This is a genomic window from Rhizobium sp. ZPR4 (assembly GCF_040215725.1).
In the GTDB taxonomy this organism is placed as follows: Bacteria; Pseudomonadota; Alphaproteobacteria; order Rhizobiales; family Rhizobiaceae; genus Rhizobium; species Rhizobium rhizogenes_D.
In genome coordinates this window covers 1,436,719-1,451,238 of sequence record NZ_CP157967.1, presented here as the reverse complement: position 1 = coordinate 1,451,238, position 14,520 = coordinate 1,436,719, and the positions used below count along the sequence as shown (strand labels likewise).

Genomic DNA, 14,520 nt, shown 5'->3' with positions numbered 1-14,520 from the left:
GATATGCCAAAGCGCTTGATTCTTTTGTTCCTTTTCCTGCTCGGCGTCGGCAATGCCGCTGCCCTTGCGCAGCCGGCCGCACCAGGCGCTTTCGACACGAAAGCTGCGCAGGCATTCATGATCGAGGCGTCGACCGGCACTATTCTGCTCGCCAAAAACGAGGATCAGCTGATTTCGCCGGCGTCGCTTGCGAAGCTGATGACGTTGGATGTCGTTTTCGATGCGATCGGGCGAGGGGAGATCAATCTCGACACCGAATATCCCGTCTCGGAAAATGCCTGGCGGACAGGCGGCGCTCCCTCGCGTGCGTCGACGATGTTCGCAGCTCTGAAATCTCGTATCCGCGTCGGCGATCTTATCCAGGGTATAGCCGTGCAGCAGGCGAATGACGCCTGCATCGTTCTGGCGGAAGGCATGTCTGTCAGCGAGCGCGAATTCGCGCGGCGCATGACGGCGCGCGCGCGCGAGATCGGCATGTCGCGGGCGACCTTCATCAATTCTACCGGATTGCCGGATGCCAACGACCCCGATGGCGGCGGTAAGGTCTCCGCGCGGGAGATGGTCATGCTTGCGCAGGACCTGCAGGAGAAGCACCCGGATCTCTACAAATATTTCGGGCAGGCCGACTTCACCTGGAACAAGATCTATCAGCGCAACAAGAACCCGATGCTTCTGCTCAATATAGGCGTGGATGGCCTGGGGCTCGGCTTTGCCGAAAGCGAGGGCTTTTCGATCGTCGCCTCCATTCAGCGCGACGGCCGCCGGCTGTTCCTGGCGCTGGGAGGCCTGAAGAGCGACAAGGAACGCATCGAGGAAACGCGCCGCGTGCTCGAATGGGGCCTCAGCAATTTCAAGAGCCAGCGTATCTTCGCCGATGGCGAGGTGATCGGCGACGCCAGCGTCTATGGCGGCGCTGCTTCCACCGTCGGCCTGCAGGCGAAAATACCCGTCGATGTCTATGTTCCGATCGAGACGCCGGATCGGCTGTCGGCGCGCATCGTCTATCGCTGGCCGCTGACGGCGCCGGTGGCTGCGGGCTACGAAGCCGGCACCCTTCGCGTGTTCCTGGGCGCGCGTCTGGTGCGGGAGCTGCCACTCTATACGAAGGAATCGGTCGAGCAGGGCACATTGGGTCGCCGCGCTTTCGATGCCTTCATGGAATTGACGGAATCGCTGCTGTTCTCCTGGCTGTGGGACAAGCCTTTGCCGACCTGAGTGAGCCGCAAGGCTCGCGAAATCTCTGTTCACACCCCATATAGAGTGGCGGACACCGGGACATGCACGGTTCCACCTGGACATGTCTTGGGTTAAACAGGATGCGTATCGCATGCCGGACGAATGGCACGCGAAAAGTGCAGGACATGATCATTGGCTGATGCAAACGGATTATTCGTAAGCTTCGAAGGCGGCGAGGGGGCTGGCAAATCCACCCAGATTCGCCGCCTGGCTGAACGGTTGCGCGAGCGTGGCCATGAGGTTCTGGTAACGCGCGAACCCGGAGGCTCGCCCGGCGCAGAGGCGGTGCGGCACGTCCTGCTTTCGGGTGCAGCGGAAATGTTCGGCACGCGCATGGAAGCCATTCTCTTTGCCGCTGCCCGCAATGATCACGTCGAGGATGTCATTCGCCCGGCACTTTCGCGCGGCACCATCGTGCTTTGCGATCGGTTCATGGATTCCTCACGCGTCTATCAGGGCGTGACAGGCAATCTCGAGCCTGACTATATCGAGGCTTTGCAAAGGATTGCCGTCAACGGTGTCGTTCCGCACTGCACGCTGATTCTCGACATTCCCGCGGAAGTCGGTCTAGAGCGGGCGCGCAAGCGCGCCTCCGCCGTGACCGCACCCGATCGCTTCGAGAAGGAAGAGATGCAGACCCATGAGAAGCGCCGCGAGGCGTTCCTCGATATCGCCGCCCGCGAGCCCGAGCGTTGCCATGTCATCGATGCTCAGAAGTCGGAAGACGAGATCGCCGCTGAAATCGCCGGGATTGTCGACAAGCGGCTCGGTGCTGCCAATATCGCTGCGAGATCGGAAGCGGCGCAATGAGCGACGAACGGCCGGGCGTCCTCGACGGCGCCATTCCTCCGCAGGACAATGCGAAGCTCTTCGGCCATGAGGAGGCAGAAGCCTTCCTTGCGCAATCCTATCGCTCCGGCAAGGGCCATCACGCCATGCTGATCGAAGGGCCTGAAGGCATCGGCAAGGCGACGCTCGCCTTCCGTTTCGCCAATCATGTCCTTTCCCATCCCGATCCGGCATCCGCGCCGGAGGTGATCGGCGATCCGGATCCGGCATCGGTCGTCAGCCGGCAGATTTCCGGCGGGGCATCGCATAATCTGCTGCATTTGAGCAGACCGGTCGACGACAAGACCGGCAAGGTGAAATCCGCGATCACCGTCGACGAAGTGCGTCGCGCCGGAAAATTCTTTTCGCAGACCTCAGGCACTGGCAACTGGCGGATCGTCATCATCGATCCTGCCGACGATCTCAACCGCAGCGCCGCCAATGCCATCCTGAAAATCCTCGAAGAACCGCCGAAACGCGCTTTATTCCTCGTATTGTCGCATGCGCCGGGCCGGCTTCTGCCGACGATCCGCTCACGCTGCCTGCCTTTGAAACTCGCGCCGCTCGCGGATGATGCATTGCGCATGGCGCTCGAAAATCTTGGCGTGCCGGCCGGACAGGGGAGTGAACTGCTCCCAGCTGCCAAGGGCAGCGTCAGCGAGGCGCTCAAGCTCCTGAACTACGGCGGCGGCGAGATCATCGAGGCCTATCGGCAGGTGCTTTCGGCTGATGGACCTGCAGCCCGCAAGGCGATGCACCGCCTGGCCGATGCGCTTTCCGGCAAGGACAGCGACACGATCTTTGGCTTCTTCCTGTCACATATCGGCGATGACATTATCGACCGGGCTCGCGCTGCCGCGCTTGGCGGCTCAATCTCCACGGCCGAGAGACTGGCCCGGCTGCACTCCGAGACCACGGAGCGCCTGAACGTTTCGCAGGCCTATAATCTCGATCGCAAGCAGACGCTCATCACTATCCTTGGCGAGCTCAAGCAGCAGCTTTCGGTCTAGATTCCCTGAGTGGCAACTTACGAAATACAACTGCGCACTTTTCTGAAATTATGAGCGAAAACCGCGAATGCGCACTTGCGGCTCCAAGCGGACACTGTACCGGCAAGCAAGCGCTACAGTGTCCGCAATGATCGCGTATGCCTTAGGCAACCGGGCAGGGCTGCATGTTCCAGATTTCCTTGGCATATTGCGAGATGGCGCGGTCCGATGAGAATTTGCCCGAGCCGGCGACGTTGAGGATCGCCTTGCGAGCCCATGCGCCACGATCGCCATAAAGCGTACTGAGCGCCTCGTCGGCATCGAGGTAGGAGACGATATCGGCCAGATGCATGTAACGGTCGCCGTTCTTCAGGAGCACGTCGTGCAGGGCTGAAAACGCGCCCGGTTCATTTGCGCTGAAATGGTTCTGGGCGATCAGATCGAGCGCATGGCGCGTTTCCGCATCATTCTCATAATGCCAATAGGGATTGTACCAGCCGCGGCTGTCAGCGACCTCCTGGGCGGTCAGACCGAAGAGGAAGAAGTTTTCCTCGCCGGCCTCTTCGGCCATTTCGATCGTCGCACCGTCCCGCGTGCCGAGTGTCAGGGCGCCATTCATCATGAATTTCATGTTGCTGGTGCCGCTGGCTTCGAAGCCGGCCGTGGAGATCTGGTTCGAAACATCGGCGGCCGGAATGAGCCGCTCGGCGAGCGAAACGCAATAGTCCGGAAGGAAGACCACCTTGATCCGGCCGGCTACCAGCGGATCCTTTTCGATCGTCAATGCGAGATTGTTGATGAACTTGATGATGAGCTTGGCGACTTTGTAAGCGGGTGCCGCCTTGCCCGCGAAGAAGAAAGTACGCGGAGCCATGTTCATGCCGGGATTGGCGCGGAGACGGCTGTAGAGAATGATGACACGAAGCGCATTCAGCAGTTGCCGTTTGTACTCATGGATTCTCTTGATGTGGCAATCGAAGATGCTGTCGGGATCGACGATCTGCCCGCTGCTTTCCTTCAGCCAGCTGGCGAAACGCACCTTGGCATGGCGCTTTGCGCCGAGGAAGGCATCGCAGAATGCCGCATCGTCCGCTAAGGGCTTCAACCGGCCGATCTGATCGAAATCGGCCACCCAATTATCGCCGATCGCTTCGGAAATGACGTTCGACAGCTCCGGATTGGCAAGACGAACCCATCGGCGCGGCGTCACGCCATTGGTCTTGTTGTTGAAACGCTCTGGATATAGCTCGGCAAAATCGCGTACTGTCGTGGTCCGCAACAGCTCGGAATGGATGGCGGCAACGCCGTTGGTGCTGTACGATCCGACGATCGCAACATGCGCCATGCGGACCTTGTCCTCGCGCCCTTCCTCGATGAGGCTGACACGCTCCACGAGCTTGTCATCCCCTGGATGGCGATTGCGCACGTCGTCGAGAAAACGGCGGTTGATTTCATAGATGATTTCGAGCTGGCGCGGCAGCATCTGCCGGAAATAGTGCAGCGGCCACTTCTCAAGCGCCTCCGGCAGGAGGGTGTGGTTGGTATAGGCCAGCGTGCGCTGCGTCAGGTCCCAGGCCTGATCCCAGCCGAGATGCACCTCATCGAGAAGGATGCGCATCAGCTCCGGCACGGTCAGCGCCGGATGCGTGTCGTTCATCTGTATGGCGACCTTGTTCGGAAGCTCGTTCCAGTCGTCATTGTCGCGGCGGAAACGGCGCAGCAGATCGGCGAGCGAGCAGGCAACCAGGAAATATTCCTGCGCGAAACGCAGGCTCTGTCCCATCTCGGTGGAATCGTCGGGATAGAGCACGCGCGTCAACGTCTGTGCTGCGATGCTGCCGACAAGCGCGCCGACGAAATCGCCAGAGCTGAATTCCTGGAAATCGAAATAGTCCGGTGCCGCAGCACTCCACAGACGCAAGCTGTTGATCGTCTTTCCGCCGAAGCCGACGATCGGCCGGTCATAGGGGACACCAATAAGCGTCGAAGGCTTGTTGGCGATGATTGCCAGCGCGCCCTGATGCATTTCGAAGCTGCATCCAAGCTTCACCTCGACGAACTGGCCGCGGCGCGATACTTCCCACGGATCCTGGCGGCGCAGCCAGTTATCCGGCTGTTCGTGCTGCCATCCGTCCTCTATCGCCTGGCGGAACATGCCGTATTCATAGCGCAGGCCATAACCCATGGCCGGCAGTTCCATGCTCGCCATCGAATCGAGGAAGCAAGCCGCCAGCCGCCCGAGACCACCATTGCCGAGACCGGCGTCCGGCTCCTGCTCAAGAAGATCAAGCCAGTCGAGGTTCGCCTCGCGGCTGGTGTTTTCGATGAACCGGTCGAGCACGAGGTTCATGACATTGTTGCTCATCGACCGGCCGATCAGGAATTCCATCGACATATAATAGACGCGCTTGGGATTTGCCTGATCATAGGTGCGCTGGGTTCTGATCCAGCGTTCAGCCAGAATGTCGCGAACCGAACGCGCCATGGCTTCGAAACGCTGTCGCTGATAGGCCGTTGCCGGCTCGACCAGGGCGTCGGAGAGAAGATGACGCTCGAAGAATGTATCGGCCTGCCCAAGGTAAGGCATGGAGGTCAGATTTGGGAGATGGGCATGCTTTTCGACAGCATTGGCATGAATCAATTCGTCCACAACCTTCTCCTTTGAAATCAATTAGAGATTTTATAGTGCGCGATCCAGCCTTCGCCGCCCGACGGCGCGTATTCGCCAACATCCGACGGACGTTACGATTTTTCGACCGCAGAAATGTGACGCATCTTGACCGTTAGTATGAGGTCTACCCCCGGAGGGCAGCCTCATTGACCACAGAGCGAGCTATGGCGGATTGGCATGCAGCGAAGCGTGGGAGGATGCCTTCTGGCGGAAGAACCAGCTCTCCGTGGTCCGATTGCCATCCTCTATGAGATGGCGGCAATCCTCTGTCGGATCATGTGGCGGCCGTTTGCCGATATCGTGAACCGGTGGTTTTCATCGCGTTCTCGAGACGGCGCTTACAAACTCGCTCGAAGTCGTCACGATCGTATCGCCGAGGAAACGCAACGCATCGATGGAGCGCATGGCTGCCGTTTCGTCTCCATGACCGCAAGCGTCTTCGATGACGATGGGAACAATCCCGAGATCGGCAGCATGCCTACATGTCGGCTCGATGCCGATTTCCGTGGCGATGCCGCAAATCGCCAGCGTGGAAAGTCCTGCATCGCGCATGGCCAATTGTAATGGTGTTCCTTCGAATGCCGACATGCCCAGCTTGTCAAAGACGAAGTCCTGCTCCTCAGGATAAAGTTCCGGCACGATCTCGACCGCTTCGCTGCCCCGAAGGAACCAGGGATGCACCTTTTCGGGGTCGTCGGTGTGCTGCCAAGCCATTGCCATACGGGTCGCAAACAAACCCATCCATGGCTTGGGCAACGAAAGATGACGGCAGAAGGCCACTCGGATGCCTGCATTTCTGGCCACCGCTACGATTGTGGCAATGCGCCGAACCGTTTCATCCGAGCCTTTGACCTGTCGAGCGATACCGATCTGCATGTCGTACACCAGCAAGGCGGTTCGATTTGGAGAAAGCCAATCGGCAAGCGTCGTGGGTATGGTCATTGGCGCAACATCCCTGACTGCAGTCGAGAGTTCTTTTTAGGGTAAGCGGGTGCCTTTGCATAGCGTCGGCATTGGCGCTGCGGGAATCGGCAAGTCATCCGTTGACGGCACAACGTCGCCCACCCGACAACCGAACCCGGTTGACCGCACTCATTCCATAATTCCGCATTTCTCCGTGAAACGCCCTATGGAAAGATCAGCTTCCAGGCAACGATCGCCAAGGTGACGGCAAGGATGATGCGCACCGACCGCTCATGCAGGCGTGGCGCCAAGAGGCTGCCTGCGACGATGCCGGGAATGGATCCCACCAGCAGGGCAAAGAGCATCGTCCAGTTGATCTCGCCGATGAACCAATAGCCCATACCGCCGATCAGGGTCAGCGGCACGGCATGGACGATGTCCGAGCCGACAATTTCGCGGACATCCGTCTGCGGATAGAGCACCAAAAGCACGGTGACGCCGAGCGCACCGGCGCCGACCGATGTCATCGTAACGAGAATGCCGAGAAGAAGGCCGAGAACAACCGTCAGCATGGCGATAGTGCGCGGCGATATCGTTCCGCGCTCACCGCGCCACTTGCGGATTGCCTCCAGAATCTGACCACGGAAAATCAGCATCAGCGCCGTCAGAAGCAGAAGACAGCCCAATGACAGGGTGACGGCATGGGCAACGGCAGGGCTCTCGCGATTGACGCCTGCCATGATCCAGAGCATGGCGAGCGCTGCCGGAACGCTGCCTGAAGCGAGAAGACTGACGACCTTCCAATTGACCCGTCCGTGCATGCCGTGCACGGCCGTTCCAGCCGTCTTTGTGATTGCGGCATAGAGCAAATCGGTTCCAACGGCTGTTGCCGGATGGACGCCGAAGAGAAGCACGAGCAGGGGGGTCATCAGCGAACCGCCGCCAACCCCTGTAATGCCCACCAGCATGCCGACGAAAAAGCCGGAAAAGGAATAAAGCGGCTGAAAGGAATCGATCAAACTCAAATTCACGGCCTCTTGAAGCCGTTAGGCAGATCAATACATAAAACGATGAAATTCACGGCCACGTCTGTCCTGCGCTCCACTCTTCCGAAGGGGTAAAGGCGAGGCGAAGTCGAGTCAAGCAAGGCGCCATCCAGAAATTCCGAATGCTGCGGGCGCGAAACTTGGTGTTTCGCTCATGGCAAACATGCGCTAAAGCGAGCGGAGCCAAGAATAACAGCGACGTAACAGTAAAAGCGGACCACTGCCCGACATGACCGAAAAAACTCCGTTCTACATCACCACCGCGATCGCCTATCCCAACGGCAAGCCGCATATCGGCCATGCCTATGAGCTGATCGCCACCGATGCGCTGGCGCGCTTCCAGCGTCTCGACGGCCGCGACGTCTTCTTCCTGACGGGCACGGACGAGCATGGTCAGAAGATGCAGCAGACGGCGCGGGCCGAGGGCATGGAACCGCAGCAGCTCGCCAACCGCAATTCCGACGAATTCCAGGCGATGGGCAAGCTGCTGAACGCGTCGAACGACGATTTCATCCGTACGACGCAGCCGCGCCACCACGAGACCTCGCAGAACATCTGGAACCTGATGGCCGATGCCGGCGACATCTACAAGGATTCCTATGCCGGCTGGTATTCGGTGCGTGACGAGGCCTATTACCAGGAAAACGAAACCGAGCTGCGCGCCGATGGCGTACGCTACGGACCTCAGGGCACGCCGGTCGAGTGGGTGGAGGAGGCAAGCTACTTCTTCAAGCTCTCCGAATACCAGGATCGGCTGCTGAAGCACTATGAGGAAAATCCCGATTTCATCGGTCCGGCCGAACGCCGCAACGAGGTCATCTCCTTCGTCAAATCCGGACTTAAGGATCTCTCGATCTCGCGGACGACCTTCGATTGGGGCATCAAGGTGCCGAACGATCCCGCGCACGTCATGTATGTCTGGGTCGATGCGCTGACGAACTACATCACGGCGACCGGCTATATCGAAGACCGCAACAATCCGCGAGCGAAATACTGGCCGGCCGATCTGCACGTCATCGGCAAGGACATCATCCGCTTCCATGCCGTCTACTGGCCGGCTTTCCTGATGTCGGCGAAGCTGCCGCTGCCGAAGCGCGTCTATGCCCATGGCTTCCTGCTCAACAAGGGCGAGAAGATGTCGAAGTCGCTCGGCAACGTTGTCGATCCGGTTAACCTCGTGAACCATTTCGGCCTCGACCAGGTGCGCTATTTCTTCCTGCGCGAAGTCTCCTTCGGCCAGGACGGCAGCTATAGCGAAGAGGCGATCGGCACGCGCATCAACTCCGATCTTGCCAATGGCATCGGCAATCTCGCCAGCCGCTCGCTGTCGATGATCGTCAAGAACTGTGACGGTCAGATACCGGAATGCGGCCCGCTGACCGACGAGGACAAGGCACTTCTGGCGCAAGCCGACGGGTTGCTGGCCTCGACGCGCGAAGACATGGGCAAGCAGCTCATCCATCGTGCCCTTGCTTCCATTATCGCCGTCGTTTCCGAGACGGACCGCTATTTCGCCAGCCAGGAACCCTGGGCGCTGAAGAAGACCGACCCGACCCGCATGGCGACCGTGCTCTATGTCACGGCCGACGTCGTGCGCCAGATCGGCATTCTGCTGCAGCCCTTCATGCCGGAATCCTCGGCTAAGCTCCTGGATCTCATAGCCATCCCTGCCGACAAGCGCGATTTCGCGGCGCTCGGCGAGGCGGGCCGCCTCGTTGCCGGGACGCCGCTGGAAGCGCCGAAGCCGGTCTTCCCGCGCTATGTCGCGCCGACTGCCGAATAAGGTTATCCATGCTGATTGATACGCATTGCCATCTGGATTTTGCCGATTTCGAAGAGGAACGCGACGCGATCGTCGCCCGCGCTCACGAGATGGGCGTCAGGCAGATGGTCACCATCTCGACCAAGGTCAGGAAGCTCGATGGGTTGCTTGCTCTCACCGAGCGCTATCCATCGGTTTTCTGCTCGGTCGGCACGCATCCCAACAGCGCCGATCAGGAACTTGATATCCAGACGGAAGATCTCGTGCGGTTGGCAAATCAGCACGAAAAGATCGTCGCGATCGGCGAGGCGGGTCTCGATTACTTCTATGATACCGTCAAGCCGGAAGACCAGAAGACAGGCTTCCTGCGCCATATCGTAGCCGCCCGCGAAACTCAGCTGCCGCTCGTCATACACAGCCGCAGCGCCGACGAGGACATGGCGGCGATCCTGACGGAGGAAACGGGGAAGGGGGCTTTCCCCTTCATCCTGCATTGCTTTTCCGCCGGCCCTGCCCTTGCCCAGACTGGTGTTGAGCTCGGCGGCTATATCTCGTTTTCCGGCATCCTGACTTTCCCGAAATCGGAGGAGTTGCGCGGGATCGCCAAGACGATCCCGCACGACCGGCTGCTGGTCGAGACCGATGCGCCGTATCTCGCACCGAAGCGCTGGCGGGGAAAACGCAACGAGCCGTCCTATGTCGTCAACACTGCCGAGGTGCTGGCCGACACGATCGGCGTCAGCATGGACGAGATCGCCGACATCACGACGGAAAACGCCTTCCGCTGCTTCTCCAAGATGACGAGGGTCTGACGTCGTGACATACCGGCGGCGCTTCACCATTTTGGGCTGTTCATCGTCGCCGGGTGTTCCCCGCATCACCGGCGACTGGGGTGCCTGCGATCCCAAAAATGCGAAAAACCGCCGTACGCGCGCTGCCTTCCTGATAGAGCAGATCGCACCGGATGGTGGCATTACCACCGTCGTCATCGATACCGGTCCGGATTTCCGCGAGCAGATGATCCATGCCGGCGTCAGCTTCATCGACGCCGTGCTTTATACCCATGCCCATGCCGACCATATTCATGGCATCGACGACCTGCGCGGCTACTTCCATATCTCGAACGAGCGTATCCCGATCTATGCTGATCCGCCGACCATGGATCGGATTCGCGAGGGCTTTCGCTACTGCCTGGAAACGCCGCCTGGCAGCAGCTATCCGCCGATCGTACGGCCGGTGTTGATCGAAAATCTCGAGAAAAGTTTCACGATCGACGGGGCAGGCGGCCCGATCCGCTTGTGGCCGCACAAACAGGTGCACGGCGATATCCATTCGCTCGGATTCCGTGTCGGCAAGCTTGCTTATTGCAGCGATATCAGTGACTTCCCACCGGAATCGATAGAAAGAGTTCAAAACCTCGACATCCTGATCATCGACGCCTTGCAGTATCGGCCGCATCCAAGCCATCTGTCGCTGGAGCAGTCGCTAGAATGGATCGAACGCCTGGCGCCGAAACATGCCATCTTGACCCACATGCATACGCCGCTCGATTATGAAACCGTGCTGGCTGAAACGCCCGATCATGTCGAGCCGGCCTACGATCAGATGCAGATCGAACTCGACGTGGAGGATGACGAGCTATGAGCGAAGATATCAAGAAGCTTTCCAGCCTGGAGCGCGTCGAACTTGCGGCGCGCACGCTGGGGCTCGACATCTCGATCAAACGCATGGAGCAATCCACGCGGACGGCAGAAGAGGCTGCCAAGGCTGCAGGATGCGCCGTTGGCCAGATCGTCAAATCGCTGGTTTTCGTCAATGCCGATACGCACGCGCTGACGCTGCTTCTGGTTTCGGGCGCCCATAACGCCGATACGGCTTATATCGCAACAGCTTATGGAGTTCGATTGAAGCGCGCCGATATCGACCGCGTGCGCGACGAAACCGGTTTTGCCATCGGCGGGGTTGCGCCGATCGGTCATCTAGTCGATCTGCCCGTTTTCATCGATGAAAGCCTTTTGGCTTATGATCAGGTCTGGTGCGCGGCCGGGCGCCCGGACAGCATTTTCTCCTGCCATCCAACAACGCTGGCCGAGAAGATTGCAGCCAAGGTGATCCGCATCAAGGCGAGCTGAGAACAGCGAATACAGTCTGCGCCGGCAGAGATTGCGTGAAATCCCTGCGGTGGGCGCTACAGGGAGGATGCGATGAGCGAGGCTTCAGATGGCAAAAGGACCGACAGGGCTTCCCGGGTAATTCGCTCGACGCCAAACGCGATCTTCAAAGCATTCCTCGATCCCGAAGCATTGGCCCTGTGGCTTCCGCCCAAAGGTATGACGTGCCGCATCCATGTCTTCGAACCGCATAATGGCGGCAGCTATCGAATGGCGCTATCCTATGACGCGCTGGATCACTCGACACCCGGAAAATCCTCCGAACATACCGATATCGTCTCCGGCCGGTTCCTCGATATCGTGCCGGATGAACACATCGTTCAGGCGGTGGATTTCGAGTCCGATGACGCAGCATTCGACGGAACGATGACCATGACTTGGTCCTTGGAAGAGGTTCCGACCGGCACAAGGGTCACCATAATTTGTGAAAACGTGCCTTACGGCATCAGCAGAGAAGATCATGACGAGGGACTGAAATCGACCCTCGACAATCTGGCCAACCATCTGGAATAAAAGCGAAAGATATCGATCTTATTGCCGAGCGGATGTTGGTTTCAGTTCCATAATCTATCTTATCTGATGTTTGTTTTGTAGCTGGTGGGTTCAAGGATGAAGTGCGACTTGCGAATGACGCCAATGGGTTGTCACTCGCAAGGAAGACGCAATGAGGCGCACCTGCCCTCACATCGATCCGGCCGCTTCTGGCGCCGTTCGAGCAAACCGTGGGGGCAGACTGGAACTTCGATCGCTCGGCAGGCCCATCATGCCTCCAAAGCCATGACGACGATCCAGGCCTGCCATCTGACGCCCGGGATTTTCAGCAGCAAATTGTCGACCTGCTTGCCAGTACCCCGGACCGCAGTGCCGAACGGGCTCTTGCGAAACGGTATGGAAGCAAGCGCAGCGAGCCCGAAAAACTCCAGATCGCACTTCGAGAAATGTTTGCGTACGATGTCGAAGTCCGATTTCAAGAGCGGATGCTCATCGACCGTGCGGGCTGCTGGCGTCCGGTTGCGATAGAGATTAATTACAGGATTGTGGCCGAGCGGTTCGAAGAAGAAGGCTTTGCCGCCGGGTCTTAGTACGCGCCGGATCTCGCTAAGCGATTTCTCCAGGACGAGGTGGTGTAGGATGCCGCTGCCGAAGACGACGTCAAAGCTCGCTGACGGCAGATTCATATCCTCCGCATTATCGACTTGGAACGTTACATTGTCGATTCCGCGGAGAGCCGCCGTATTCGTGGCCTGTTGAATGGCGACGTCCGAAATATCGATACCGGTAATCCGCTTGGCGGACGGTGCGAGACCAATACTGCTCATGCCGTTTGAGCACCCGTATTCGAGCACCTCTCTTTCGGGACAGGCAGCCCTCACCAGCCGCCAATAGGCGTCCACAGCAGGCTTTACGGCAAAATAGAACGAGTCCTCCTTGCGTTCCTCCACTGCACCGAAGCGTTCATTGTGAAAGTCGCGCTCACGCGCCAAGCGTGCATCATACGTCATCCCGGTCCTCCCAACTTGACCTAATGCGCTGAAATATTTGCGAGATCTATCTTACAAGGAGCATCAGACCGGCCGCAGCCAATGATGGATCCTTCATTTTCGGAGAATAACAAACTGGAACCAGACATCTCCGCCTACGCGAATTCGCAGTTCGGCGCTATTTCCTACCAGAACATGACAAGCGCAGCGAACGAGCAACTTCCGCTGTAGACATAGGGCAGCCCGCCCGTTCGGCAATCACTACTTGATTATTCGCCATGAGAGAGCTCTCTCAGCGAGCGGCAGTTGGGGTTTTTCATCCCGCGTTTGCACGAAGAAACCCGATCCCCTACCCTCTACGATAGGCATGATGCGGTGGGATCGGCTGCTCAGCGGAGCCAGCCTCTTGCCGGCTGCCCAAAGATGAATGGCCGGCTGGACGCTGAAATCAGACCGAAATCAGTTGGCCGAGCTTTGCTTGGGAGTACCGGTCGATACTGTGGCAGTTGTCGACACCGGGGCCAGATACGTATCCAGCAGGCTTGCCATCTTGTTGTCGCGAATTTCAGCGGTCTTCTCACCCATGACCACGCCGACAACACGACGTCCGTTCTTCGTCGCGGAGGTCACGAGATTGTAGCCGGAGGCATCGGTATAGCCGGTCTTGATGCCGTCGGCACCGGCGTAGCGATACATCAGATTGTTGTGGCCGCGCAGCTTCATGCCACGGAACTTGATGCCGCGCATGGAGAAAAGCTTGAACTCCTCAGGAAAGTCCCGCATCAGCGCAACGCCAAGCGTTGCCATGTCGTGAGCCGTCGTCACTTGTTCCGGATCCGGCAGGCCGGAGGCATTCTTGAAGACGGTATTGCTCATTCCAAGCTGATGCGCCTTTGCGGTCATCGTCTTGCCGAAATTTTCTTCAGAACCGCCAAGCTGCTCGCCGATGGCGACGGCAGCATCATTGGCAGACAGGACAACGATGCCTTCCACGGCTTCGCGTACGCTGACCTTGCGGCCGACGCCCACGGCGAGCTTGAAAGGTTCCTTGCCTTCGGCATTTTCCGACATGGTCAACTTCTGATCCCATTTCAGGCGACCATCATGCAGGGCCTCGAAAGCGAGATAAAGCGTCATCATCTTGGTGAGCGAGGCCGGATAGTTCAGCTCGTTCTCATTCGATGCTTCCAGCACCTGACCGCTATGCGCATCAACGACGTAGCTTGCCTGCCCCGCCTCTACCACCGAAGCCGCGCCGAGAAGCGATAGTGTCGAAATCGCCGCGGCGAAAAGCAGGGATGTTGTCTTGAACATGGATTTTTGCAGTCTCTTTTATTGGTGTTCTTGATGGAGCGGTCGACGCGACCGAGTTGAACCGGCGGCCAGCTTTTCGAGCGAAATGGATCGGGCAAATCTATGGCGGAAAGAAGAAC

The 14,520-nt window shown here is 58.7% G+C and carries 13 protein-coding genes; 8 read left to right on the top strand and 5 right to left on the bottom strand.

Features of this window, described 5'->3' with window-relative positions; all coding sequences use genetic code 11:
• Positions 1 to 3 precede the first annotated feature (3 nt).
• The 3 genes from ABOK31_RS07140 (at position 4) to ABOK31_RS07130 (ending at position 3,074) form a co-directional block, all read left to right on the top strand.
• Complete coding sequence (locus ABOK31_RS07140) at positions 4 to 1,215, top strand: D-alanyl-D-alanine carboxypeptidase family protein (RefSeq protein WP_349958267.1); 1,212 nt, start codon at positions 4 to 6, stop codon at positions 1,213 to 1,215.
• Between the two features lie 153 nt (positions 1,216 to 1,368).
• Positions 1,369 to 2,046 carry a dTMP kinase gene (tmk, locus tag ABOK31_RS07135; RefSeq protein WP_349958266.1) on the top strand — a complete coding sequence of 226 codons (678 nt, stop codon included), beginning with the start codon at positions 1,369 to 1,371 and terminating at the stop codon, positions 2,044 to 2,046.
• Positions 2,043 to 3,074: a DNA polymerase III subunit delta' gene (locus ABOK31_RS07130; protein WP_174174895.1), complete on the top strand. Its 1,032-nt coding sequence runs from the start codon at positions 2,043 to 2,045 to the stop codon at positions 3,072 to 3,074. Before tmk ends, ABOK31_RS07130 begins: the two co-directional genes overlap by 4 nt.
• 142 nt (positions 3,075 to 3,216) lie before the next feature.
• On the opposite strand, the gene ABOK31_RS07125 is transcribed toward ABOK31_RS07130, so the two are convergent.
• From ABOK31_RS07125 to ABOK31_RS07115, 3 genes are all read right to left on the bottom strand, one after another.
• Positions 3,217 to 5,703 (bottom strand): glycogen/starch/alpha-glucan phosphorylase, encoded by a 2,487-nt coding sequence (locus tag ABOK31_RS07125; protein WP_349958265.1) that lies wholly within the window; start codon positions 5,701 to 5,703, stop codon positions 3,217 to 3,219.
• A 336-nt stretch (positions 5,704 to 6,039) separates the two neighbouring features.
• The gene (locus ABOK31_RS07120; RefSeq protein WP_349958264.1) at positions 6,040 to 6,666 is read right to left on the bottom strand and encodes a cysteine hydrolase; all 627 of its coding nucleotides are present in this window, start codon (positions 6,664 to 6,666) and stop codon (positions 6,040 to 6,042) included.
• Between the two features lie 185 nt (positions 6,667 to 6,851).
• Positions 6,852 to 7,652, bottom strand: coding sequence for a sulfite exporter TauE/SafE family protein (locus tag ABOK31_RS07115; RefSeq protein ID WP_349958263.1), 801 nt, complete (start codon positions 7,650 to 7,652; stop codon positions 6,852 to 6,854).
• Positions 7,653 to 7,902: 250 nt separating this feature from the next.
• Between ABOK31_RS07115 and metG the strand changes: the two genes are divergently transcribed.
• From metG to ABOK31_RS07090, 5 genes are all read left to right on the top strand, one after another.
• Positions 7,903 to 9,456, top strand: a complete 1,554-nt coding sequence (metG, locus tag ABOK31_RS07110; RefSeq protein WP_174174889.1) for a methionine--tRNA ligase — start codon at positions 7,903 to 7,905, stop codon at positions 9,454 to 9,456.
• Between the two features lie 8 nt (positions 9,457 to 9,464).
• Positions 9,465 to 10,247 (top strand): TatD family hydrolase, encoded by a 783-nt coding sequence (locus ABOK31_RS07105; protein ID WP_349958262.1) that lies wholly within the window; start codon positions 9,465 to 9,467, stop codon positions 10,245 to 10,247.
• 4 nt (positions 10,248 to 10,251) lie between these two features.
• Entirely contained in the window at positions 10,252 to 11,079 is an 828-nt protein-coding gene (locus ABOK31_RS07100; RefSeq protein WP_349958261.1) for an MBL fold metallo-hydrolase, read from the top strand.
• The gene (locus tag ABOK31_RS07095; RefSeq protein ID WP_349958260.1) at positions 11,076 to 11,567 is read left to right on the top strand and encodes a YbaK/EbsC family protein; all 492 of its coding nucleotides are present in this window, start codon (positions 11,076 to 11,078) and stop codon (positions 11,565 to 11,567) included. Before ABOK31_RS07100 ends, ABOK31_RS07095 begins: the two co-directional genes overlap by 4 nt.
• Before the next feature lie 72 nt (positions 11,568 to 11,639).
• Positions 11,640 to 12,119: an SRPBCC family protein gene (locus tag ABOK31_RS07090; protein WP_349958259.1), complete on the top strand. Its 480-nt coding sequence runs from the start codon at positions 11,640 to 11,642 to the stop codon at positions 12,117 to 12,119.
• A 248-nt stretch (positions 12,120 to 12,367) separates the two neighbouring features.
• Here ABOK31_RS07090 and ABOK31_RS07085 read toward each other — a convergent pair whose 3' ends face one another.
• Entirely contained in the window at positions 12,368 to 13,090 is a 723-nt protein-coding gene (locus tag ABOK31_RS07085; RefSeq protein ID WP_174174879.1) for a class I SAM-dependent methyltransferase, read from the bottom strand.
• Between the two features lie 456 nt (positions 13,091 to 13,546).
• Entirely contained in the window at positions 13,547 to 14,401 is an 855-nt protein-coding gene (locus ABOK31_RS07080) for a D-alanyl-D-alanine carboxypeptidase family protein (protein ID WP_349958258.1), read from the bottom strand.
• Positions 14,402 to 14,520 lie beyond the last annotated feature (119 nt).

Bases quoted from the DNA above. Each gene is read 5' to 3' on its own strand.
- ABOK31_RS07140 (WP_349958267.1), top strand. From the start codon at position 4: ATGCCAAAGCGCTTGATTCTTTTGTTCCTTTTCCTGCTCGGCGTCGGC.
- ABOK31_RS07120 (WP_349958264.1), bottom strand. From the start codon at position 6,666: ATGACCATACCCACGACGCTTGCCGATTGGCTTTCTCCAAATCGAACC.
- ABOK31_RS07130 (WP_174174895.1), top strand. From the start codon at position 2,043: ATGAGCGACGAACGGCCGGGCGTCCTCGACGGCGCCATTCCTCCGCAG.
- ABOK31_RS07105 (WP_349958262.1), top strand. From the start codon at position 9,465: ATGCTGATTGATACGCATTGCCATCTGGATTTTGCCGATTTCGAAGAG.
- ABOK31_RS07080 (WP_349958258.1), bottom strand. From the start codon at position 14,401: ATGTTCAAGACAACATCCCTGCTTTTCGCCGCGGCGATTTCGACACTA.
- metG (WP_174174889.1), top strand. From the start codon at position 7,903: ATGACCGAAAAAACTCCGTTCTACATCACCACCGCGATCGCCTATCCC.
- ABOK31_RS07095 (WP_349958260.1), top strand. From the start codon at position 11,076: ATGAGCGAAGATATCAAGAAGCTTTCCAGCCTGGAGCGCGTCGAACTT.
- ABOK31_RS07090 (WP_349958259.1), top strand. From the start codon at position 11,640: ATGAGCGAGGCTTCAGATGGCAAAAGGACCGACAGGGCTTCCCGGGTA.